General features: G+C 61.4%; 22 protein-coding genes. 15 read left to right on the top strand and 7 right to left on the bottom strand.

Going from position 1 to position 21,595, the window contains the following annotated elements; all coding sequences use genetic code 11:
* Window positions 1-121: 121 nt before the first annotated feature.
* The 3 genes from repB to FHX08_RS25540 form a co-directional block, all read right to left on the bottom strand.
* Window positions 122-1,129 (bottom strand): plasmid partitioning protein RepB, encoded by a 1,008-nt coding sequence (gene repB / locus FHX08_RS25550; protein ID WP_184327796.1) that lies wholly within the window; start codon window positions 1,127-1,129, stop codon window positions 122-124.
* Window positions 1,130-1,133: 4 nt separating this feature from the next.
* Window positions 1,134-2,327, bottom strand: coding sequence for a plasmid partitioning protein RepA (gene repA, locus FHX08_RS25545; RefSeq protein ID WP_184327795.1), 1,194 nt, complete (start codon window positions 2,325-2,327; stop codon window positions 1,134-1,136).
* 1,177 nt (window positions 2,328-3,504) lie between these two features.
* Complete coding sequence (locus tag FHX08_RS25540; RefSeq protein WP_184327794.1) at window positions 3,505-3,726, bottom strand: hypothetical protein; 222 nt, start codon at window positions 3,724-3,726, stop codon at window positions 3,505-3,507.
* Window positions 3,727-3,869: 143 nt separating this feature from the next.
* On the opposite strand from FHX08_RS25540, the gene FHX08_RS25535 reads away from it, so the two are divergent.
* The 11 genes from FHX08_RS25535 to trbI are packed head-to-tail and all read left to right on the top strand — an operon-like array spanning window position 3,870 to window position 13,803.
* Window positions 3,870-4,499 (top strand): acyl-homoserine-lactone synthase, encoded by a 630-nt coding sequence (locus FHX08_RS25535; protein WP_184327793.1) that lies wholly within the window; start codon window positions 3,870-3,872, stop codon window positions 4,497-4,499.
* Window positions 4,500-4,509: 10 nt separating this feature from the next.
* Entirely contained in the window at window positions 4,510-5,469 is a 960-nt protein-coding gene (gene trbB / locus FHX08_RS25530) for a P-type conjugative transfer ATPase TrbB (protein WP_184327792.1), read from the top strand.
* A complete protein-coding gene (locus FHX08_RS25525; protein ID WP_184327791.1) occupies window positions 5,459-5,827 on the top strand; it encodes a TrbC/VirB2 family protein in 369 nt (122 codons plus the stop codon). The genes trbB and FHX08_RS25525 overlap by 11 nt, the downstream gene beginning before the upstream one ends.
* Entirely contained in the window at window positions 5,824-6,123 is a 300-nt protein-coding gene (locus tag FHX08_RS25520; RefSeq protein WP_184327790.1) for a conjugal transfer protein TrbD, read from the top strand. Before FHX08_RS25525 ends, FHX08_RS25520 begins: the two co-directional genes overlap by 4 nt.
* A gap of 8 nt (window positions 6,124-6,131) precedes the next feature.
* A complete protein-coding gene (locus FHX08_RS25515) occupies window positions 6,132-8,561 on the top strand; it encodes a conjugal transfer protein TrbE (RefSeq protein ID WP_184327789.1) in 2,430 nt (809 codons plus the stop codon).
* A 34-nt stretch (window positions 8,562-8,595) separates the two neighbouring features.
* Window positions 8,596-9,345: a P-type conjugative transfer protein TrbJ gene (gene trbJ, locus FHX08_RS25510; RefSeq protein ID WP_246698403.1), complete on the top strand. Its 750-nt coding sequence runs from the start codon at window positions 8,596-8,598 to the stop codon at window positions 9,343-9,345.
* Window positions 9,339-10,541 (top strand): P-type conjugative transfer protein TrbL, encoded by a 1,203-nt coding sequence (gene trbL, locus FHX08_RS25505; protein WP_184327787.1) that lies wholly within the window; start codon window positions 9,339-9,341, stop codon window positions 10,539-10,541. Before trbJ ends, trbL begins: the two co-directional genes overlap by 7 nt.
* A 17-nt stretch (window positions 10,542-10,558) precedes the next feature.
* Window positions 10,559-11,218: a conjugal transfer protein TrbF gene (gene trbF, locus FHX08_RS25500; RefSeq protein ID WP_132658051.1), complete on the top strand. Its 660-nt coding sequence runs from the start codon at window positions 10,559-10,561 to the stop codon at window positions 11,216-11,218.
* Window positions 11,219-11,232: 14 nt separating this feature from the next.
* Window positions 11,233-12,063, top strand: a complete 831-nt coding sequence (gene trbG, locus FHX08_RS25495) for a P-type conjugative transfer protein TrbG (protein WP_184327786.1) — start codon at window positions 11,233-11,235, stop codon at window positions 12,061-12,063.
* A 1-nt stretch (window position 12,064) separates the two neighbouring features.
* The gene (locus FHX08_RS25490) at window positions 12,065-12,490 is read left to right on the top strand and encodes a hypothetical protein (RefSeq protein WP_184327785.1); all 426 of its coding nucleotides are present in this window, start codon (window positions 12,065-12,067) and stop codon (window positions 12,488-12,490) included.
* 11 nt (window positions 12,491-12,501) lie between these two features.
* The gene (gene trbI / locus FHX08_RS25485) at window positions 12,502-13,803 is read left to right on the top strand and encodes an IncP-type conjugal transfer protein TrbI (RefSeq protein WP_184327784.1); all 1,302 of its coding nucleotides are present in this window, start codon (window positions 12,502-12,504) and stop codon (window positions 13,801-13,803) included.
* A 253-nt stretch (window positions 13,804-14,056) separates the two neighbouring features.
* Here the strand turns inward: trbI and FHX08_RS25480 are convergent, their stop codons facing one another.
* Entirely contained in the window at window positions 14,057-14,758 is a 702-nt protein-coding gene (locus FHX08_RS25480; RefSeq protein ID WP_184327783.1) for an autoinducer binding domain-containing protein, read from the bottom strand.
* A gap of 121 nt (window positions 14,759-14,879) precedes the next feature.
* Window positions 14,880-15,587 carry a response regulator transcription factor gene (locus tag FHX08_RS25475; protein ID WP_184327782.1) on the bottom strand — a complete coding sequence of 236 codons (708 nt, stop codon included), beginning with the start codon at window positions 15,585-15,587 and terminating at the stop codon, window positions 14,880-14,882.
* Between the two features lie 201 nt (window positions 15,588-15,788).
* On the opposite strand from FHX08_RS25475, the gene FHX08_RS31885 reads away from it, so the two are divergent.
* Both FHX08_RS31885 and FHX08_RS25465 read left to right on the top strand, forming a co-directional pair.
* Window positions 15,789-16,487, top strand: coding sequence for a response regulator transcription factor (locus FHX08_RS31885; protein WP_184327781.1), 699 nt, complete (start codon window positions 15,789-15,791; stop codon window positions 16,485-16,487).
* Between the two features lie 14 nt (window positions 16,488-16,501).
* Entirely contained in the window at window positions 16,502-17,902 is a 1,401-nt protein-coding gene (locus FHX08_RS25465) for an amidohydrolase family protein (RefSeq protein ID WP_184327780.1), read from the top strand.
* On the opposite strand, the gene FHX08_RS25460 is transcribed toward FHX08_RS25465, so the two are convergent.
* Window positions 17,899-19,245: an MmgE/PrpD family protein gene (locus tag FHX08_RS25460; RefSeq protein ID WP_184327779.1), complete on the bottom strand. Its 1,347-nt coding sequence runs from the start codon at window positions 19,243-19,245 to the stop codon at window positions 17,899-17,901. The two genes, FHX08_RS25465 and FHX08_RS25460, sit on opposite strands and share 4 nt — an antisense overlap.
* Window positions 19,233-20,306, bottom strand: a complete 1,074-nt coding sequence (locus FHX08_RS25455; protein WP_184327778.1) for an ornithine cyclodeaminase — start codon at window positions 20,304-20,306, stop codon at window positions 19,233-19,235. Before FHX08_RS25455 ends, FHX08_RS25460 begins: the two co-directional genes overlap by 13 nt.
* 270 nt (window positions 20,307-20,576) lie before the next feature.
* Here FHX08_RS25455 and FHX08_RS25450 point away from each other — a divergent pair, with 270 nt between their 5' ends.
* On the top strand, window positions 20,577-20,840 hold the full coding sequence (locus FHX08_RS25450) for a DUF6894 family protein (protein ID WP_184328033.1): 264 nt from the start codon (window positions 20,577-20,579) through the stop codon (window positions 20,838-20,840).
* A gap of 210 nt (window positions 20,841-21,050) precedes the next feature.
* The gene (locus FHX08_RS25445) at window positions 21,051-21,335 is read left to right on the top strand and encodes a hypothetical protein (protein WP_184327777.1); all 285 of its coding nucleotides are present in this window, start codon (window positions 21,051-21,053) and stop codon (window positions 21,333-21,335) included.
* The last annotated feature ends 260 nt before the right edge of the window (window positions 21,336-21,595 follow it).

Genomic DNA, 21,595 nt, shown 5'->3' with positions numbered 1-21,595 from the left:
GCTCGCCAAACTGACGCCTAAAGACTCTTGACTGCGATTCGTGGAAATGCGATTCTTGATTTGCTAGAACGAGAAGGGCTTCCACGACGGTGACGTTTGGGGGCCTTTTTCTTTTGCTTTCCTAAGCTCCTCTTTGCTCTTGATATTCCGCATAGAGGCGCTTGAGCCTCTCCTGCACGAATTCATCGAAACCAGGCGCTGCCTTACTGTCGAAGACGAAGGTTGCAGTCGCCGGCGTACGTTTGAACTTCACCGGCAGATCGCCGACTCGCGTGGACGTTGGGGCAGCCTTCGCACCCCCAGGTTTTTTCGTCGCAAGCGCAAAGGCATGATGGAACCGGTCATTGCTCGACATGCCGCGCATGTTGTCCGCGGACAACATTGTTAGGAGCGCGTCTATGTCGGCCGTCTCGAGATGCTCGCCGAACTCAAACCAGCGCCGTCGGCCGATCTCCGGCGCCGATCCGATCGCACTGATCAACGCGATGGGAACCTGACGCGTGACGACGCGCATTTTTGACAAGGCAGCCCGGTCGACGTTCAGCGCAGCCATCACCACGTCGCTGCCGAAACCTTTTTCATCGAGCCGATAGGCAAAGAGCGCCCGCTCGATGTAGGAAAGATCCGTGCGGGCATTGTTTTCCTGACCTTGGCTGACGACCAGCTGTTCGTCGCTCAGCACCCGCACGATCGCCTTGACCTTGATGCCCAGTGCTTTGGCCGCGGCGAGGCGGCGATGGCCGAAGGCAACCTGGAAACGGCCTTTGGCATCAGGATGCGGACGCACCAGAATGGGAACTTGCTGGCCGTGTTCGCGGATCTGATCAGTCAACTGCGCAAGCTCGGCCGCGTCGACCTCAAGCCTGTCGGCGACGAAGGAGGCATCGATCAGCGCCGTGTCGAGTTCAACGACCGTCTGGCCTTCGGCAAGTTGGCGCTCCAGGTCATTGGCGCGCTCAACCTTTTCGGTGATATTACCAAGCGTCCTGGTAATCCCGCCGACCGGGCCGCCACTGCGAGCCTGGGGAATGAAGCCGGCGATCGGCCGGCTATCACGCGGCGCTACCGATGGCGGTTCGGGACGAACCTCGTTTGGGTTTGCGACTTCGATAAGGTTCTTGCGCGCCATTCAGCTATCTCCTGCCCCAGGTCGAGCGGATGTGGGCCTCTATCTCGCCGTTGACGAGATTCATCGATTCCAGCGCCCGGTCGTAAGTCCCACGGGTGAACTGGGAGCGGTCGACTTCGTAGAGCGTCTGCTTGGTGACGCCGGCATCCGAGATTGCCGTCGACTTCAGCATCGAATTCTGAAGCATACGATTGCCGAAGATCGCCCGCATGAAGCCGGTCATCTGGCTCTGCGGTCCGTCATTGGGTTCAAAGCGTGTCACGAGATAGCGCATCCAGTCGTAGCTGGTGCGCCCGCCTGCCCGCTCGACGACCGACATCAGTTCGCTCGTCATCGTCAGGAACTGCGACATCGACATGACGTCGAGCATCTGCGGGTGCACGGTGATCAACACGGAGGTCGCAGCACAAAGGGCCGACATCGTGAGAAAGCCCAGCTGCGGCGGGCAGTCTATGACAACGATATCATAAAGGCTTTCGATATCGGTCAGCGCTTCACCGATGCGGGCGAAGAACAGGGACTCGGCAGTGCCCCCCGCCATCGCCTTCGGCGTCTCGTGCTCGAATTCCATCAGTTCGAGATTGCCGGGGACGATATGGAGGTTCGGCGTGTAGGTCGAGCGTACCACCTCCGAGATCGGCACCGGGTTCTCGTAGCGGATGGCGCCGTAAATCGTTTCTCCCTCACCGACGTCGAGTTCCGGCTGATGGCCGAAGAGCGCCGAGAGGGAGGCCTGCGGGTCAAGATCGATGGCAAGGACGCGGTAACCGCGCAGCGCCAGAAACTGTGCCAGATGCGCTGCAGTCGTCGTCTTGCCGGACCCGCCCTTGAAGTTCATGACCGAGACGACCTGCAGTTTTTCGGCGCCGCGCCGGATCGGCACGTATTTCGGCGTGCCGTTGCGCTCGTCGAGCGCCTGACGGATGCGGTTCATGTCGTCGGCATCATACTGGCGCCGGCCGTTGGCCAGCGGATCCGGTCCGTGACCGTCCTTGGCGATCTGACGGAGATAACCTTCGCCGATGCCGATATAGGAAGCGGCTTCCGCCGGAGAAAATAGCCGCATCGTCTTTCGAGACAGGGGCGGGAAGATTTTCGCCTGGTGCTGCTGGAGCTGATAGGCGAGCTCCTGAGCATCCGTTGCCAGAAGCGACGGAAGGTGCTCTTGATCGTCTTTCAGAACTGGATTCGCTAGCATCTTGGTTTCCGATTCAATTGCGCAATTTTGGGGGAAAGGGCATCAACTGCGCAGTTATATTATCGCGCGATTCGTTACCGATTTACAAACGCTTAACCATAAGGCTATCCACAGGCCTGTTTGACCTCCTTTTCTCCAGCACGACCCTCCTTGATGCCCCGCTGTCGAAGCGAAAAAGGCCTGCTGGTCAACTGCATGATCCGCGTACCAAGAGCTTCGATAGGCGCAACGATCCTGTACCTTCTGCGTACTTGTGCGCCGGAATCGATGATATGCGAAAGTCCACCGAGTCTCATCCCCACGCATGTGAGGGGGCCCGCGTTGCGTTGCCAATCGTGAGAGCAAAAATGTTGTCCGCGGACTACATCAGGTGTGATGCAACGAATGCAGCGGCGAGATCAGAGCGGCATCGGTCAGGCCAAATGCCCGATTGACCCATCACTCGCGCGCTGTCCGCGTCTCGGGTCTTAGAGTTGCTCAGCCGCGAAATCCCTCTGTCCGAACCAGCAAGACTCGAAGAACGTGACTCGTGCGGGAAACGACCGAGGGCTTCGGCGATTGTCCGTTGAGCAGACCAGAGGCCAAAACGGTCGCCATTCCCATAAAGGACCGATCCACGATCGCATCAGCTTCCGATACCGCCCTCGACGCTCACCACCGATCAGGTCTGTTCGCAGAAGTAACGCAGGGCAGGAACTGAAGGGCCCGGGGTGAGGTCGCCATCGGCCAAGGTAGCGCGACAGCTTGCGGATCACATGAAACGGTCACGACTTGACTGTGGGGGAGGGGAGGGGGATCGAAGCGGCAGTGGAGGGGCGCAGAAGGTTGGCTTCAGGAAACCACCCCACGGCACCTCTGGCTGGCGCCGCCAAGCCAGGAACAGCATTTCGTGCGCGTGGATCCGCTCTGATGACTGCGAGCTCTGGCTCCGCACCACAGCCCAATTCGCGTGCCGCTTGCCCGTCGATCGAGCGATCTCGAATGGCCCGGCAGTCTTGCTTGAGGGCTGCAATCGATAGACGACGACCTTCGATTTGCTCAAATCCGGTCACGTGGCCGGGCGCCCAGATGGCGGGTTCTCTGCGCGACATCAACATGCCCAACGGAAGTGAGCGCAAATTTCGCTTCCGCCTGCCGAAATAACGCAATTTAGTCACATGGTTAATGAACCTGAAATTCAAGCACCCGGCTGCTCACGAGCAACAGCGCGTGTCGCTTGCAGGTCAGGGCCTGGCGAAAAGCATCCCCGGTCGAAACTTCGCTGCCGAGCACCAAGGGCTGTCCAGCGCACGCCGCCAGTGTTGCAGAGATCGTCAGCAATGGCTGCACTGAGGATCTCGTTCCCGGCAGCCGCGATCGTCGCCGACGTGCCGACGAGCATCGTTTCGAATGGCTTCACCGACAACATGTCCAGCCCACGACGGATAGGGGCACATGTGCGCCGGGGCCAGCATGATCAGGGGCCCCTCACATTAGAGGGTCTGACAAGCTGCAGACATCGTGATTTGGATACCCGCAGCTCAATTGGCGTGGAGAACCATCATGTTTACGACGGCTATCGCACCGGCAGATGCGGCATCACATCAATATCTTCTCGACAGTATGTTCCGCCTCAGGGCGCGCGTGTTTGGCGCGCGGCTGAAATGGCAGGTCACGGTCGAAGAGGGGAGGGAGCGCGATTGCTTCGACGCCCTTACAGCCTCCTACATCATCATCGTCGATGAGGGCGGTGAGGCAATCGCCTCGGCACGTCTGCTTCCAGCGCTTGGCCCGACCATGCTTGTCGATGTCTTTCCGGAACTTCTGGGTGACAGGCCATTCGTGCCGCATGCACGAATGGTGGAAAGTTCCAGGTTCTGCGTCGACACAGAGACGAATCCGGCCGCGACCGGAGCCTTCGGTTTGAACGAGGCGACGGTCTTTTTGTTTGCCGGCATTCTCGAATGGTGCCTGGCCAACGACGTGACGGAAATTGCCACCGTGACGGACCTGCGGTTCGAGCGCATTCTCAAACGCGCCGCCTGGCCGCTTTCGCGCTACGGCAAACCGCGTTTGATTGGCAACGTCATGAGCGTTGCCGGAAGCCTGCCGGTCTCGCAGCAGCTTTTCCAGGCGCTGCGGCCGCCTACCTATCGCTCGACCCTGTCGAGCTCCTTTCGCTGTGCGGCTTGAGGACCTGGCCATGCAAGCACGCTCATTGCCGCGGCTCGTGCGAAAGCTCGAGGACGCTCTTGGTCCCTCGCTCCTGACTGCGCTCGAAGACGCCTCGGTAAGCGAGATCATGCTCAACCCTGATGGGTGCCTCTTCATCGAACGGCTCGGCGCCGGCATCGCCCGCGCGGGCGAGATGGAGCAAGGGAGCGCCGAAATCATCATCGGCGCCGTCGCTCATGTCCTGAACACGGAGGTCGATACGGCACGACCCATCGTATCAGGGGAGCTGCCGATCGGCGGCCATCGTTTCGAGGGCCTGCTCCCGCCGATCGTGGCGGGTCCAGCCTTCTCTATCCGCAGGCATGCGAGCCAGCTCATCGCGCTCGATGACTACGTGACCTCGCGTATCATGACCGCAAGACAGGCCAGCATCATGCGCGAGGCCGTCGATGCCCGGCTGAACGTCGTCGTCTCGGGCGGCACCGGATCGGGCAAGACGACGCTGTCGAACGCGCTCATCGCCGAGATTGCAAGCCGTTGCCCCAACGATCGTCTCATCGTTCTTGAAGACACGAGCGAGCTTCATTGTGCTGCTGCAAACGTCCTGTCCCTGCGAACGAGTGACGAGGTTGGCATGGCGCAGCTCCTCAAGAGCACGATGCGCCTGCGCCCCGACCGCATCATCGTCGGCGAGGTACGCGACGGCGCAGCACTGACCCTTCTGAAAGCATGGAACACCGGTCACCCTGGCGGTCTGACGACCCTTCATGCCAATTCGGCGCGGTCTGCGCTCGTCCGTCTCGAACAGCTGACCGCCGAGGCCAGTCGCCAGCCCATGCAGGCGGTCATCGGCGAGGCCGTCGATCTCGTCGTGTCGATCGAACGGACCCCGCTGGGCAGACGCATCACGGATATCCTTAGGGTGAAAGGATTTTCCGGCGGCGCCTATCATCTCGAACCCGACATGGAGGGACGTCATGCGGCATAGACATCGTGCTCTGATCGGAGTTGTTTTCCTGGCGCTCACAGGCCTTCGACATCCGGCTCTTGCAAGTTCGGGAGGTAGCTTGCCCTGGGAAGCGCCGCTCGAACAGATCCAGGAATCGATCACAGGTCCGGTCGCAGGCTTCATCGCCCTTGCGGCTGTGGCGGTCGCCGGGGGCATGCTGATCTTCGGCGGCGAACTCAATGATTTTGCGCGGCGCCTGATGTACGTGGTTCTCGTAGCCGGCGTTCTCCTCGGAGCCACCCAGATCGTCGCCCTCTTCAATGCGACAGGCGCCACGGTCGGCATATCTGCGCTCGCGGTCCAGGTGAAAGACGAGCGGGGAGGCGAGGCCCGATGAGCCCGCACCTCCCGGCGCTGCAGAAAAACCGGATCCACCGCGCCCTCTCTCGGCCGAACCTTCTGATGGGCGCCGATCGTGAGCTTGTGCTCGTCACCGGCCTCGCAGCCATCATTCTCATCTTCGTCGTGCTGACCGTCTACTCCGTCCTGATCGGCATTGCGATCTGGCTGGCGATCATCGGGCTGCTGCGTCGCATGGCCAAGGCTGATCCGATGATGCGCAGGATCTATCTTCGCCATATTCGGTACCGCTCGCACTACCGGGCAACGTCGACGCCCTGGCGAAGGGTTTGAGGTGGGTCATGGTGGCGCTTCGCCTTTTCCGCCATGCCGGACCGTCCTTTGCCGATCTCGTCCCCTATGCCGGCCTCGTCGGCGAGGGGGTCCTTCTCCTGAAGGACGGCTCCCTGATGGCGGGGTGGTATTTCTCCGGGCCGGATTGCGAAAGCTCGACCGACGGCGAGCGTAACGACGTCGCCCGGCAGATCAACCAGGTGCTTTCGCGTCTTGGCTCCGGATGGATGATCCAGGTGGAGTCCGTCCGCGTGGCAACGGCCGATTATGCCAGCCCCGATCGCTCGCATTTCCCAGACCGCGTGACGCGCGCAATCGACGAGGAGCGCCGGCGGCATTTCGAGAGCGAAGGCGGCCACTTCGAATGTCATCACGCCATCATTCTCACCCATCGACCACCCGAGCCCCGCCGGTCCGCTTTCGTCAAATACCTCTATTCTGACCCCGGCAGCCGCAAGCAAGGTCATGCCGAGATCGCACTTTCAGCCTTCGAGGCGGCAACACGCGAGATCGAGCAATATCTCGCGACCACGTTGTCGATCCGCAGGATGCGCACGCGCAGCTTAAAGGCCGGACGCGATAGCGGCCGCTATGACGAGCTCCTGCAATTCATCCGCTTCTGCATCACCGGCGACAATCACCCCGTCCGGCTGCCCGACGTGCCCATGTATCTCGATTGCCTCTTGACCGCACAACTGGAGCACGGGTTGGCGCCAAAGATCGACAACCGGTTCGTCGCAGTCGTTGCAATCGACGGATTGCCGGCCGAAAGCTGGCCCGGGATCCTCAACAGTCTCGACCTGATGCCGCTTGCCTATCGCTGGTCGTCGCGCTTCATCTTCCTCGACGCCACGGAAGCGCGGATCAGGCTCGAGCGAACGAGAAAGAAGTGGCAGCAGAAGGTACGACCATTTGTCGACCAGCTCTTTCAGACACAGAGCAGATCGATCGACCAGGACGCGCTGTCGATGGTAAGCGAAACCGAAGATGCGATCGCTGAAGCCGCATCCGAGCTCGTCGCCTATGGTTACTATACCCCCGTCGTCGTCCTTTTCGACGATCATGCAGAAGGCCTGCAAGCGAAGGCCGAAGCGGTTCGCCGGCTGATACAGGCCGAGGGGTTTGGCTCTCGTATCGAAACGCTCAATGCCACAGAGGCCTATCTCGGCAGCCTGCCCGGCAACTGGTACTGCAATGTCCGCGAACCCCTTATCACCACCCGCAACCTCTCCGATCTCCTGCCGTTGAACGCGGTGTGGACAGGCAGCGCGACCGCCCCATGCCCGTTCTACGAGGAGGCCGCACCGCCCTTGATGCAGGTCGCCTCCGGCTCGACCCCGTTTCGCCTCAACCTGCACGTTGACGACGTCGGCCATACCTTGATCTTCGGGCCGACGGGCTCGGGAAAATCGACGCTCCTGGCTCTGATCGCCGCCCAGTTCCTACGCTACCGCGGTGCACAGCTCTTCGTCTTCGACAAGGGCTCGTCCATGTTGCCGCTCACTCTTGCTGCCTGCGGCGACCACTATGAGATCGGCGGGCAAGGGGAGGGCGCCGCCCTCAGCTTCTGCCCACTCGCGTCCCTGTCGGACGAGGCCGATCGCGCCTGGGCGTGCGAATGGATCGAAACGCTGATCGGCCTTCAGGGCATTTCCATTACGCCCGATCATCGCAATGCAATAGCGCGGCAGATCGCACTGATGGCCAATTCACCAGGGCGTTCGCTATCGGATTTCGTAAGCGGAGTACAGGTGCGCGACCTGAAGGCGGCGCTGCGTCATTTCACGGTGGACGGTCCGATGGGGCAGCTACTCGATGCCGAAAGCGACGGGTTGGTGCTCGGGCATTTCCAGACATTCGAGATCGAACAGCTGATGACGATGGGCGAGCGGACACTGCTTCCGGTTCTGACCTATCTCTTCCGGCGTATCGAAAAACGGCTGACGGGCGCACCGAGCCTCATCATTCTCGATGAAGCCTGGCTGATGCTCGGCCATCCGACCTTTCGCGAGAAGATCCGCGAGTGGCTCAAAGTACTGCGCAAGGCCAATTGCGCCGTCGTCCTCGCCACCCAGTCTATTTCGGATGCCGATCGATCGGGCATCATCGACGTCCTGAAGGAAAGCTGCCCGACGAAGATCTGCCTGCCGAACGGTTCGGCGCGCGAACCCGGCACACGCGAGTTCTATGAGCGGATAGGGTTCAACGAACGCCAGCTCGAAATTGTCGCCACCGCCAGACCAAAACGGGACTATTACGTCGTCTCGCCTGACGGCCGGCGCCTCTTCGACATGGCGCTCGGACCGCTTACGCTTTCCTTCGTCGGTGCCTCCGGCAAGGACGACCTCAAACGCATCCGCAAGCTGCGCAGCGAGCATGGCGATGAATGGCCCTCGGTCTGGCTGAGGGAGAGGGGAGTGTCGGATGTCATCTTCTAACAGCCGCATCTTGGCCCTCTCACTGACTGTCCTCATGACGGTAGCAGCCAGAGCGCCTATCGTTATGGCGGGGGCGGCAACCGGTGCTGCCACCGAGTTCACGCAACTTGCCAACAATGGCGAGCTCGTCAAGCTGCTCGAAAGTTCGGGCGTCCAGGTCGACAATCAGCTGACCCAGATCACCCAGCTTGCCGAGCAGATCCAAAACCAGCTGAAGATCTACGAGAACATGCTGCAGAATACGAAGCAGCTTCCAGCCCATATCTGGGGAGAGGTCGAAGGCGACCTCAATCAGCTGCGCTCGATCGTCTCCGACGGCCAGAGCATCGCCTTCTCGATGGCCAATGCCGACGACCTTTTGCGGCAGCGTTTTGCAAGCTACGCGAGCCTGCGGACAAACCTGCCGGAAGCAGAGAACTTTTCAACGATCTATCAGACCTGGTCGGATACCAATCGAGACACGATCGCGGCAACTCTGAGTGCGGCGAGCCTCACCGCAAGACAATTCGACAGCGAGGAGTCGACGATGGCAGCCCTTCGCTCGCTATCGGAGGGCGCCGACGGGCAGCTGAAGGCACTTCAGGTCGGCCACCAGATCGCCGCCCAGCAAGTCGCCCAGATGCAGAAGCTGCGTGGTCTCGTCTCGCAACAGATGACGATGATGGGCGCGTGGCTGCAAAACGAGCAGACGGACAGGGACCTTGCGCAGGCCCGCCGCGAGCGCTTTTTCGAGTCCACCGTCCCGCCGACGACGGGCGGCCGGACCATGGAGCCGCAATGGTGAGGTTCGTAAAAAGTCACACCGCGCCGATTGCCGGGCGCGCCGTTGCCTCCACAGTCTTCTTTCTTGCCCTGACGATCGTTCCCGCCCATGCCCAGGAAGGTTCCCTCATCACATCCTTGCAGGACGAGATCAGCAGTGCGGCCAGGGGTTGGGAACAAACCGTTTCGAATGCGGCACGATCGCTCTTCTGGATCCTCGCCTCGATCGAGATCGGTCTGGCGGCGATCTGGCTCGCATTGCAGGCGCCATCGCTGCAGGAATGGTTCGCAGCGCTGGTGCGCCGTATCCTGTTCGTCGGCTTCTTCGCACTCGTCCTCGACCAAGGCCCGAGCTTTGCAAAGGCCGTTGTCGACAGTCTCTTCCAGATCGGGGCGTCCGGCGGCAACGCCTCACCGGCAGACATCTTCAACGCAGGCCTGGTGGTGGCCGGCAAGATGGCTGAAAAAATCCGTTTCGGCCTTTTTGAGGACAACGCGCTCGCCATCTCGGCCGCCTTCGCAACGATCGTGGTGGTCATCGCCTTTTCGCTGGTGGCAGCGATCTTCGTGGCGATCATGGCGGAGATGTATATCGGCCTTCTCGCCGGCATGATCATGCTCGGGCTCGGCGGTTCGTCCTTCACCAAGGACTTCGCCATCAAATATCTTGTCTACGCGTTCAGCGTCGGAATGAAATTGATGGCGCTCGTCATGATCGCCCGCATAGGCTCGCAGGTTTTGATCGGTCTGGCCAACCGTCCGGAGATCGGCGAGCAGTTCCAGACGCTGCTTGCGATCGCCGGAATTGCTGTCGTGGTCTTCGTTATCGCGATCTATGTACCAAACATCATCCAGGGCGTCATCCAGGGTGTGTCGGTCGGCAACGGCATGGAGGTCATGCGCCACGGCGGCCAGGCCGCATCCTTTGCAGCGGGCGCAGGCTTCCTCGTCGCTGGCAGCGCATCGGCCGGCATGGCGGCGGCCCGGTCGAGCCGGGCAGGCGGCGCTTCGATGGCGGGCGCCATCTTAAGCGGCATGGCCGAAGGTGTCGGTGCAGCAGGCAAGGCGACCGCGTTGGCCATGAAGGACAAGGCCATCGAAGCGCCCGGCTCCCATGCGAGCTCGCTGCTCGGCCTTGCCAATGCCAAGCTCGACCAGGGACGCATGACCGCGGCCAGGCCGTCCTCGACGGCGGCCAGACAAGGGCAGCGCCGATGAGGAGCGACGACAAGGTCATGATGCCGGATGCCCCGGAGAACCCCTACCTGGCGGCGCGGCTGGAATGGAACGAGCGCTACGGGTCCTACGTGAGGGCAGCGACGGTCTGGCGCATCGTTGCCATTCTCTCCCTGTCGATCGCCCTCGTCGGCGTCGGCTACGCATTATACCTTAGCACTCAGGTTAAACTCGTGCCCTATATCGTCGAGGTCGACAGGCTTGGCACGCCCGTTTCGGCCGGCTTTCCCGAGCATATCGAATATGCCGATGCCCGCGTCGTGCGCGCGACCCTCGGAGGCTTCGTTACCAGCTTTCGATCGGTTACCCCAGATGCGGTCGTGCAGAAGCAATATATCGACCGGACCTATGCGTTGCTCAGAACCTCCGATCCGTCGACCCAGAAGATCAACGCCTGGTTTCGAGGCAATTCCCCCTTTGAAAAGGCAAAGACCGCAACGGTAGCCGTCGAAGTCAACAATATCGTCGCATTGTCAAACCAGTCATACCAGGTCGACTGGACCGAATTCGAACGGGATCGGCGCGGCAAGGAAACCGGCACGCGACGGTTCAGGGCAATCGCCACGGTGACGATGACGGCACCACAGGACGAGGCGACGATCCGCCTAAACCCGATCGGGCTTTATATCAAAGACCTCGACTGGACCGCACAGCTGTGAAAGGAGGACAATTCATGGATCGCCGGACATATCGATTGCTTACCTTCTCCTTTGTGATCCTTGCTGCGACGGCCACCGCCATGGCGCCGGCCAAAGCACAGTCGATGAGCGCAAACGAGACGAAGGGGACGAGCCTGTCGTCCAGATGGCGCGACGGTGCCGGCCTCGTCACCAGGGGCCCCGATGGCAAGATTGTCTTCCTCTTCGGCGAGACCCAGCCGTCCATTGTGTGTTCACCCCTTCAGGTCTGCGACATCGAACTCGAACCGGGCGAAGTCGTACGCGACGTTCTCGTCGGCGATACTGTCAGATGGAAGGTGGAGCCGGCAACTTCGGGAGCGGTCGGGGGTCAGGCGATCCACCTGATCGTCAAGCCCGCAGAGCCCGGCTTGGTGACATCGATGGTCATTACAACATCGCGGCGCACCTATCATATCCAGCTAAAATCTCACCCCAGTCAGTACATGGCACGCGTCGGCTTCTCCTATCCGGACAACGTTTCCGACAGGCTCGCCGAAATCAATGCGCGCCTGGAGGCCAAAGGAGCGCCCGGAACGGGCGTGCCGGCAGAAGCTCTGAACTTCTCCTATACCGTCAGCGGCAACGCATCATGGAAGCCGACGCGCGTCTATTCCGACGGGTTAAAGACCTATATCCAGTTCCCCCGCACGCTGGCCGGACAGGACGCACCCGTTCTCTTCGTCGTTTCCGGCGGGCAGAACCGCATCGTCAACTATCGCCTCGCAAACAATATGATGGTGGTCGACTACAATGTCGAACGCGCGGTCCTTGTCTCCGGTGTCGGCTGGCGCAAGCAGCAGGTGACGATCCGGCGGAGCAGCTGACATGCGCCGACCCCTCCTTGCATTGGCCTGCTGCATGGCTCTCGACGGCTGTCAGGCCCCGATCGAGGACGGGAGGCCTGCGATCGAGCCAGTCCAGGTTTCGCCGGATGTCGCGGCGGTGATCGCAGGCGACATGGCGGTCCGGCTTTCCGAGCGTCTGTCTCCTGCATCGAGCCTGATCAGGCTCTCAGATGAGGCATCGGAATTCTCGCCGGCGCTGCGCGCGTCCCTGAAAGCGTCGGGGTACACCGTCGTGAGCGATTCAGCACCCAAGGCGAAGGCGATCGTCCTCTCCTACGGTCTTACGCAATCTTCCGATGGCCTTCTCGCCAGTCTCTCGACAGATGGGATCCGGCTTGCCCGGATCTACGCCGTCTCGGGTGCACGGGTAACGCCGATCGGCCCCTTGTCCGTTGCGACATTCTAGAGGAGCACGCCATGGCCCAATCACTCCAGCTCGGCCTCCCAACGGAGGGACAGGGCCAGGCGATGCGTCGCCTCAGCCGGTTGCCGGTGCTCGTGGCGCTCGGCCTGATCCTCATCTTCTTTGCGGTGATCGTTTTCGGCCTTGCAGGACGGGGATTCTACGGCAGGCAAGCGCAGCAGGAAGAGCGAACCGGCAGCCCGGCCTCGAACTATGCGGACCAGCTCAAACGGGGGATTCAGGACGGCATCATCGGCGAGCCAGAGCCGGCCGACGGCTTCAGACCGCAGGCTCCCGAGATGCCCAAACAGCTGGCGCCCGATCCAGCGCCCGTCGTCCAGAAGGCGGCTCGCGAAGCGGTCGAGCCTGAATCCGATGACAATTTTGAAGCTCGCCTGGCGCGCGAAGGGCGCGAACGCTATCTGCGGGAGATCGAGCGCCGCCGCATGGCACGCTTGCAGGCGGCGGAAGCGGCGCTGGATTCGCCGCTTCAGGTCGATATCACGCAGGCGCGCGTCCAGGCGCAGCCCGGCGATGAGGCAGAGGGACGATCCGACAGCAGCAAGGCGGCAGCGGCGCCTCTCGATCTCTATCAAGCGGCGCTTGAGGCGGGATCTGCCGGCCAGAATGCAGATCCGAACAAGCAGCTCTCGAAGGAGGACTTCTTCAACGAGGACATAAAGGAACTCGGCTACCTGCCAAACAGGGTCGTGCCGCAGCTTTCGCCCTACGAGCTCAAACGGGGATCTGTCATTCCCGCAACGCTGATCTCCGGCATCAATTCGGACCTGCCGGGGCGGATCAGCGCCCAGGTCAGCCAGAACGTCTATGACAGTGCGACCGGCAACCGCCTGCTGATCCCGCAAGGGGCAAAACTCTTCGGTCGTTACGATTCGAAGATCGCTTTCGGCCAGGCGCGCGTGCTGGTCGTGTGGACCGACCTCATCTTCCCGAACGGCCAGACGCTGCAGATCGGCGGCATGGCCGGAACGGACGCCGAAGGTTACGGGGGCTTCAGAGATCGCGTCAACAACCACACGCTTCGGACGTTTGGGTCAGCAGCACTCATCGCACTGATTGGAACGGGCATCGATGCCTCTATCCCCGAAAGCTCGACACGAGCGACACAGGACACCGCCTCTAACGCGGCAAGGCGCAATTTCGCAGAAAGCTTCGGACGCGTTGCCGAGCGGACGATCGAGAAGAACCTGAACGTTCAGCCGACATTGCAGATCCGGCCCGGTTACAGGTTCAACCTCCTCGTCGACCAGGACATCGTCTTTCCGGGCGCCTATCCCCGATTCTCGGATCGATAGCCATGTGATTTGATCGAATTCTCCAACAGAGACATCTATTGTCAGCGCGTCGCTTGCTCCAGTTGTGTGTAGCGAAAGGACGACGCCAAGCGGGACGTCGCGGTAGGACACCGCGAAGGGAGTGTGTAGCACGCAGCTCCAATCCGACCCTTATCTAGCCCGGGGGGCCCGCGCGTTAAAAATGCCCTGACATCCGCAGTCCGGCTTAAACCAGACGCGCTTGCTCTGATACGAAGCGCCGCGGTCCATATTTTCAGATCAGCCCGCGGCGGGTCGCCAGATAGATCGCATTCGACGTCGTATTGGCTTCGAGCTTGCGCCGTGCGTGGTCCAAGTAGTAGCGAACGGTCACCTTCTTGATCCCGAGAATGTCGGCAATCAGCGACATCGATTTACCGCGTGCGGCCCAGCCCAGGCATTCCTTTTCCCGCACGGACAGGCTCACATCCGGTCTGCGCATGATCAACGGGTCGGCGCCTTTTAACCTTGTATGGACCATCGCTGTGGCGGTCGCCGCGCGAATGTCATCGATGGCGCCGTCGAACCGGAAATCCGGGAGCTTCGACGCCAGTGTCAAAATTGCTGTCCGACCAAATTCGGTCGGTATCGGCATGGAGAGCCCGGAGACGATGCCGAATTGACGGGCATGCGCATAGAATTTTCGTTCTTCCGGGGAGGAGGACCACCACAGCGGCGCAGACCAGTGAAACGGCTTCAGCAACCGTTTTGCGAAGGTGATGACGGGATCGACCGTCTGATACTGGTTTGCGAAGTAGATATCCTGCCATTCCTGCGGATAGCTGGAGAAGGCTTCGGTATCACCGGCACGTACGTTCACATAAGCAAAATTGTCAAAGCCGCATTGCTCGGCGAATGACAAGAGCGCGTGGTGGGTCGACCGTTCGTCGGTCGAAAGGCTTAGAACATCAATCAGATCATCCAGTCGTTTCTTCAATGCACATTACTCCCGTTGGTCGGCCGGCGACCAAAGACAATCGCCCAACCGGGCTCCTCGCTACTCCCACATGCCTGCAACCGGGATTAAACACCTATGGCACGATAATTGGAATCCGTACTTATTCAGGGTTGATCTTCCCGATGAAGACATAGCCGCCCAGGCGCACGGTCTGGATGAGTTCGGCGGCATTTCCGCCCTGTGCCAGCTTGCGGCGCAGCCGGCAGATGTGGACGTCCACACTGCGCTCGAGCGGCCTGCCGAGACCGATATGCGTGGCGTCCAAAAGCGACCGCCGTGACAGGACGACGCCTGGCTGTCGGCAGAGGGCAATCAGGATCTCGAACTCTGCCGCAAGGAGTGCGACATGCGAGCCATCGGGCGCCAACAACTCTCGACGGCGCGGATCGACGCGCCATCCCTCAAAATTGACGGTGAGCCGCCGCTCGTCCTCATTCAAGTCGGATCTGCGCAGGAGTGCGCGAACGTGGACCATCAGCCGGCGCATGTCCGTGTGAAAAGGAAGGCAATAATCGGCTCCCGCCTCAAGACCGTCGAGCTGCTCCTCAGCTCCACTCAGAAGGACGATCGGTATCGAGCTTGTCGTGCGGATGCGCCGGCACAGGTCGAGGCCGATTCCGGCCGTTGTGGACGCCACGATGATAAGGATCCCAAAGCGGTCGCCTGAGCGCACTTGATCGGTAGCTTGGGCGAGCGCGACGACCGCGCTTGCGAGACCGTGTCTGCCGAGCTCCTCCGCAAGCGGTGCGGCGAAGGCGAAATCGTCGGTCGCAATGAGTATGACGGACTTCCGTCGCGGCGTTTCCATCCGGTCAGCACAGCACAGAATGCGGCACCTTCAAGTCGCAGATGTGAGGGGATCAATCCGCGCGGCGAAAGGGTTAGTTCGACTGCCATCGAGGAAATAATATTTAATATCATAGCCTTTGCAGCCGATGGCCCTTCATGGCATCGTTGCACTCAAGAGTTGTCGGATTCGAAAAGGAACTCGATTTCTTGCGGTCCGCCAGTGAAACCCAATATCGTCATAAGCTCGCTCGATGCCGACTTTTCGCTGACGCTGCGCCATATTCTCGAGGTTGAGGGATTTTCGACCGACCTTGCCATGAGCCCGGCTGAAACGGTCGACGCGATCAGGCAGAAACAAAATGTCGGGCTCGTCCTCGATGGCAGGAACGAGTTCGCAATCAACCTGTGCAGGTCACTCAAATCGGATGCAGGGACAGGCCAAGTTCGTATTGTCGCGCTCGTCCCGAAAGAAGCGGAGCATCGTTACGAGGCGTTTCTCAACGCCGGCGTTGATGAGATCTTTATCCGGCCGATCGAGCCCGAGCGATATCTGCGCGCGCTCAAACGGCTGCTTGGCGGCAACGGCCACCGATCGTGCACGCATCGGGAACAAGAGGCCATCACTTACGGCGGGCTGACCGTCGATACGCGCGCCCATCGTATCACCTATGACGGTCGCGACATTCATCTTGGGCCGATCGAATTCGCACTCTTGCGGACGATGACCAGCGAGCCCACCCGTGTCTTCCGGCGCGACGAGCTGGCATTCAGGGCCTGGCCGCAAGGCGTGTTCGTGGACCCGAAAACCGTCAACGTCCATATCGGCAGGCTGCGAAAGGCGCTCTTAGCCGTCATGACGAGGGACATCATCCGTACCGTTCGCGGGATTGGCTACGGCATCGAATTCGACGGCGATTGAAGAAAGGAAAGTCTTTGAGCCAGGTCCGTCCGATCGCGATCATCAATGGGAGCGTCATCACGGGTGACGGCGTAACTGTGCTCGACAAGGCGAGCGTACTTCTTGCAAATGGCCGCATCGAGGCGGTCGCGGAGGTCGATCCGGCTTCGCTCTCGCCGGACTATCTTGTGCTGGACGCGTCGGGCTGCACCATCCTGCCGGGAGTGATCAACGCTCATGCGCATGGCTGCGTCATCGGTCCTTCAATGCCAAGCGGATCGCCGCCCTTCGATCAAAGAGAGGTCGAATACCAGCGTAACCGCCACCTTCTGTCCGGCACGACGACGCTCTTGAACGTCTGCGGCCTTGCCCTCGATAACGAGATCGATCCCGGCCCGAACGGAGGCCATGCGCTCGACGTCCACATCAGCACCGCTCACACGCCAGCCAGCCTCGCCGCCGCTCGGGCAGTCGATGGCGAGGGGCTTTCGGACAGACACATGAGAGCAAGGATCGATGACCTTCTTAGCCGCGGCGCCAAGGCGCTCGGGGAGGCGGGCGGTGGCCAGACGCTTGGCGGCGGCGCCCAGGACTATCGGTTTCTTCCTGCCGTGATCGAAAAAGCCTCCGGCCTCCTCGTGCATCCGAATCTTGCGAGGCTCCTCAAAGAGGCAACGCTCGGGCGCAATCTAGACGGCGCGGACAATCCGGGCGGCGAAGCGCTGGCGCGGTTGATCGAGGAGAACGGGCTCGGGCGGCATTTCACCGTCGAAAGCCTGTCCAGTCTGATCCGCGGGACTGTGATGCCGCCAGTAGCGCTCGCCCGAAGGGGTCTCGCCGAAATCGCAGCCGAGGCGGCCCGCACTGCGATGCCGGCTATTTTTCACACCGCAGCACCAACCGCCAGGCAGCTGATCGATCTTGCGAGAGCCCATCCGACGGCGAGGATCGTCGCCGGCCATAGCAACCATCCCTCATTCACGGCCGAGGAAGCGATGGCGACCGCCGTGGCGCTGCGCGGTCTCGGCGCCAGCATCGACGTCTCGACACTCGACTGCATCTCGACACGCTGGCGCAATGAGCCACGCAATTTCGATGTCCTTGTCGAAGCCGGTCTGGTCGATACGATTTCGACCGATTTTGCCGGCGGCGACTGGGACGGTATTCTCGAAGCGGTTCATCGGCTGGTGAGAAAGAGGCTGTGCCTGCCGGCGGAAGCAATTGCCAAGGCGACGGGAAACGTGGCGCGGATCTTTCCTGAGCTTGCCGGCGATCGCGGCTTGATCACCAGAGGCAAGCGGGCCGACATCGTCATCTGCCACTCGCACAATCTCGCGCGGGTCCGCCACGTCCTGTGCGCTGGCAGGATCGTCGTCTCCGACGGAAAGCTCCTGTCCGGCCCCCTCTCATCTCAGGCGGCGTCAGACGGCGCTTAAGACGATCGGGGCACGTGCTCCAGGGACCTCGCAATTGCGGCGGGGTTTCCGTCCGGCAGTGCCGCGACGGCATCGATAAGCTCCTGCTGGTGCTCTTCCTGAAGCCGATGTCGGGTGACGGTCATAAACTTCCGCACGATCGCCGACCAGTCCATCGGTCTCGTCGGGTCTCCGATCGGCGTGTGGACTGACGAGACGAGCTGCAACGTCCGAGTTCTTACGATCACCCGCGCCAGGGTTTGCGCCGGGAAGGATCGGTCGATCTGCTGATCCACGCTCAGCCGGACCTTGCGTGCCAACCGCTGCAGGTCTTTGCGTCCAATCGTACCGGCATCGATCGGCGACAAAGCCCGGCCGCCGTCGATCGCGAAAATAGCCAGGCAATAGGGAAGGCTATATTGCACGTCGACCAGGTTTTGCGGTTCGAGACTGTTCGCAAGTTTCTGGACCCAGGCAAAGCTCTGAACCTCGATCTCGACGATGTCCTCGGCGTCGATCGTATCCGCCGCGGCGATTTCGCCATAGGCGTCGAGGGCTGCATGAATATAGCGGCAACAGCCATAGGGCTTGAAATAGGTGTCGGCGATTTCCCATCGTTTTCCGAGGTCCGCAACGATGCGGCCGCCGTCGTAATAGTCGGAGTGGTCGAGAATATCCAACGGACCCGTAAACCCGGCACCTCCCAGATGGGCGGCCGTCAGCCCGAGAACGCTGCTCCAGGCAATTCCTTCCTTCACATCGTTGCCGGTCATGTTCGAATAGCCCGAGCTGCCATTGGCAAGCTGGTTTGGCGCAAGCACGCCGGCGATGGCGAGCGCATGGGCAAGGCAGTCGGGTTCGAGCCGCAGCAGACGGCCGACGGTTGCCGCGGCCGCAAAGCTTGCCCACCTTCCCGACTGTCGCGTCCCGATCCGTTCACCGATCTGGCCCGCGGCAATCCGCACCCCGACATCATAGCCACAGATGACGGCGCTCAGCATGTCCGCCCCGGTTGCACCGGCCCGACCTGTCAACATCAGTGCTGCCGGAATGACGGCGGCACCCGGATGGCCGCGCGCCGCACGATGTCCATCATCGATGTCGAGGGCCGTCGCAGCTGTTGAATTGCAGAACAGTGCGCCGGCCAACGAGCTGTTGCCTGTCAACCAGATGGTGTCGGTGCCGCTCCCAAAAACGGACGAGGCGATGGCGCGCGCGGCAACCGCACCCGGCATGTCGGCGCCGGCGACGGCGGCCCCCACGAGGTCCAGGATGCAACGTCGGGCGACATCGTTCAGTTCGGCCGGATAGGCGGCCGGGGCCTGGCATACATGGTCGGCAAGAACGCGGCTCAGACAGTGCATGCGTCGTTCCGATCAAGACCCACGGCCCGGCAATATTTCTCGTAGCTTGCCTGCGCAACAAAAAGATCGAGCACGGGCAGGCCGACGCACGTAATACACGTCGGCCCCTCCGCGTCCACGGACCAGTCGCCCATTTGACAAAGCGAACGAATGCCGATCAGCGGCCCGACGGCTTCCAACGACAGGCCCTGGCGGGAGAAATGCAAGGCAATGCTCTGCGAGTTGCGGCGCGAGACGGTCTGCAGGTCGTCGCAGATGACGAGCCCGGAGCGCAGCGCTCGCCGCAGGTAGTCGGCCGGTGCCTCGTCACCGCCGAGATGCAGGGTCGTCGCGTCCTCTGCAAGTTCCTCGTCGCCAAAGACGGGGCCACGGGCATTGGTCGCGGTGACAACGAGCGCGCAGTCGCGCATCGCGTTGTTATCCTCGACGCAGCGGAGGGGGATCGTCGTCTCACCCGAAAGCGCGATCGCCAGGGCACGGGCGTTTTCGATCCTGCGGCTGCGGATGAAGATCTGCTCGACCCGAGTTTGACACGAATAGGTGAGCGAGCGGATCACGCTGCGGGCAACCGGCCCCGATCCCAGCAGGAAGACGGAGACGGTGGCCCGACGGCGCAGGCATCGCTCGGCCACGATCGATGCGTAGGTTCCGGTCCGCTCGGCCGATAGCGCCGTTTCGTCGAGGATGGCGATCGGCCGAAGCGTATATTTGTCGAAGAGGATGAAGGTCGATGTCGATCGCGGCAGCCCAAGGCGCCGATTGAAGGCGTTTGCCCCGATGACCTTCACGCCGCCATATGTCGAGTTGATGCCATAAAGCGACGACAGTTTCCAGCCAAGCCGCTCGTCGGCAAAATCCCCCTTGAAGGGAGCGAAGTCCGGCCGCGACCAGAACTCCTCTTCCGAAAGCGAAAAAACGGCCTTTCCGCCGCGCGCTGTTCCGGATCGAATCTCATCCCAGGCGTTCGTCGTGGCAAGGTGAATCTCGCCGATCGTAAGCGCGCGATCGCCTTGCTCCAGGTCCTTGGCATCCAAAAGCAAGATATCGTCCGATGCCTTCATCGTCGTCTCCTCCCTTGTCAGCGATCTAAGGCCTGCACGAGTTCAGCTTACGGCTTTTGCGGGCAGCTGCGGGTGAACATTCGGCCAATCTTTGTGCTTCACGACGCAGCGAAAACAACGGTTCGGGAACCTTTCGGCGACGTTTCGGGTGATCGCGGCCGCAGCCGTGATACGCCGTGGCCCGCGCCTTCGACTGGAGGTGGCTTGGCCCCTGCTGCGCGTTGCGGGAACAAAGAGGCGTGGTTGATGTTTGCGGCCAAGGAGGTGCCCATGCCGAAATTCTTCTTTCAGGTCATCGATCGCACGAGCCCCGAACCAACTGAAGTCGCGAACGAATTCCCGAGCCTCGACGACGCCAAACGCGAGGCGAGGTTGGCGCTGGCGCAGATGGCTTGCGACGGACTGCCGGAGGCTCCGCTCAACATGATCTCTGTCGAACTCTTCGATGAAGATCGTCTCCCGATCGCCGAATTCCGGCTGCTCCTCGAGGAAATCTCGAAAAAGCCACCTCCTTTACCACCCGCCGGGCAATGACACCCTCGAATGCCGCCGGCAGTGCGACTCCCGGAGCGCGCGGACCGCCTGCTGCGGTCTCTCTAGGCTGCCGGGCGAGCCGGCAGCTGTCGCCTGCACCGGGTGGCCCATAAGACCGGAAGGCTGGGGATGAAATCCTTGCGCTGGGAAGCACACACGGGAACTTCGTGGTTTTCAGCGACGTTAAGCGACGAAGATATGGAGGAAGACATGATCCAATCGAAATCCCCTGCCGTGGAGGCTTACGAACTCGACAAGGCAAGGAAGCAGGAGCAAGACAGAGGCGGCGAACTCGACCAGGCGCTCGAGGATACCTTTCCTGCCTCCGACCCGGTGTCGCACTCGATCACCTCCGTGGCTGGCGCGCCGGCCGCCACCACGCCAACGGATCCCCAAGGCCTGCTCGGCGGGGTCAGGGTCTGGGTCAAGGATAATCCGATCGCAGCCGTCGCCATCACGGCCGCCGTCGCCTGGATGATCGGCTCCAGTCGATAAAAGCAGCCTCGCCCTTCGCCCCGTCAGATGGTCCTGGAAGAATGGCCGCGGTCTCATATGGCGCTTTATCAAGACCTTGAGGCGCATTGCCTCTCCCGGAATGGGGAGCGGTAGCAGCTGCGCCGCCGGCTGGTCGTTGGTTGTCGCATGGATCTGACAAGACCAGGCGCTCGGCCAGCTGATTGGTCCCGGTGCGTGCATCATCTGTCGCGGTGAGTGGAACAAGTAAAGCGCCAGCAGGTTCAGTTCGGCAATCTTCA

It is taken from the genome of Rhizobium sp. BK529, assembly GCF_014194105.1.
Lineage (GTDB): Bacteria > Pseudomonadota > Alphaproteobacteria > Rhizobiales > Rhizobiaceae > Rhizobium.
This window is presented reverse-complemented; position numbering and strand designations above follow the sequence as displayed.

Bases quoted from the DNA above. Each gene is read 5' to 3' on its own strand.
- FHX08_RS25490 (WP_184327785.1), top strand. From the start codon at position 12,065: ATGCGCCGACCCCTCCTTGCATTGGCCTGCTGCATGGCTCTCGACGGC.
- FHX08_RS25460 (WP_184327779.1), bottom strand. From the start codon at position 19,245: ATGCACTGTCTGAGCCGCGTTCTTGCCGACCATGTATGCCAGGCCCCG.
- FHX08_RS25520 (WP_184327790.1), top strand. From the start codon at position 5,824: ATGAGCCCGCACCTCCCGGCGCTGCAGAAAAACCGGATCCACCGCGCC.
- FHX08_RS25445 (WP_184327777.1), top strand. From the start codon at position 21,051: ATGATCCAATCGAAATCCCCTGCCGTGGAGGCTTACGAACTCGACAAG.
- trbF (WP_132658051.1), top strand. From the start codon at position 10,559: ATGATGCCGGATGCCCCGGAGAACCCCTACCTGGCGGCGCGGCTGGAA.
- FHX08_RS25515 (WP_184327789.1), top strand. From the start codon at position 6,132: ATGGTGGCGCTTCGCCTTTTCCGCCATGCCGGACCGTCCTTTGCCGAT.
- FHX08_RS25450 (WP_184328033.1), top strand. From the start codon at position 20,577: ATGCCGAAATTCTTCTTTCAGGTCATCGATCGCACGAGCCCCGAACCA.
- FHX08_RS25525 (WP_184327791.1), top strand. From the start codon at position 5,459: ATGCGGCATAGACATCGTGCTCTGATCGGAGTTGTTTTCCTGGCGCTC.
- repB (WP_184327796.1), bottom strand. From the start codon at position 1,129: ATGGCGCGCAAGAACCTTATCGAAGTCGCAAACCCAAACGAGGTTCGT.
- FHX08_RS25535 (WP_184327793.1), top strand. From the start codon at position 3,870: ATGTTTACGACGGCTATCGCACCGGCAGATGCGGCATCACATCAATAT.
- FHX08_RS25475 (WP_184327782.1), bottom strand. From the start codon at position 15,587: ATGGAAACGCCGCGACGGAAGTCCGTCATACTCATTGCGACCGACGAT.
- trbB (WP_184327792.1), top strand. From the start codon at position 4,510: ATGCAAGCACGCTCATTGCCGCGGCTCGTGCGAAAGCTCGAGGACGCT.
- trbG (WP_184327786.1), top strand. From the start codon at position 11,233: ATGGATCGCCGGACATATCGATTGCTTACCTTCTCCTTTGTGATCCTT.
- trbI (WP_184327784.1), top strand. From the start codon at position 12,502: ATGGCCCAATCACTCCAGCTCGGCCTCCCAACGGAGGGACAGGGCCAG.
- repA (WP_184327795.1), bottom strand. From the start codon at position 2,327: ATGCTAGCGAATCCAGTTCTGAAAGACGATCAAGAGCACCTTCCGTCG.
- trbL (WP_184327787.1), top strand. From the start codon at position 9,339: ATGGTGAGGTTCGTAAAAAGTCACACCGCGCCGATTGCCGGGCGCGCC.
- trbJ (WP_246698403.1), top strand. From the start codon at position 8,596: ATGACGGTAGCAGCCAGAGCGCCTATCGTTATGGCGGGGGCGGCAACC.
- FHX08_RS25455 (WP_184327778.1), bottom strand. From the start codon at position 20,306: ATGAAGGCATCGGACGATATCTTGCTTTTGGATGCCAAGGACCTGGAG.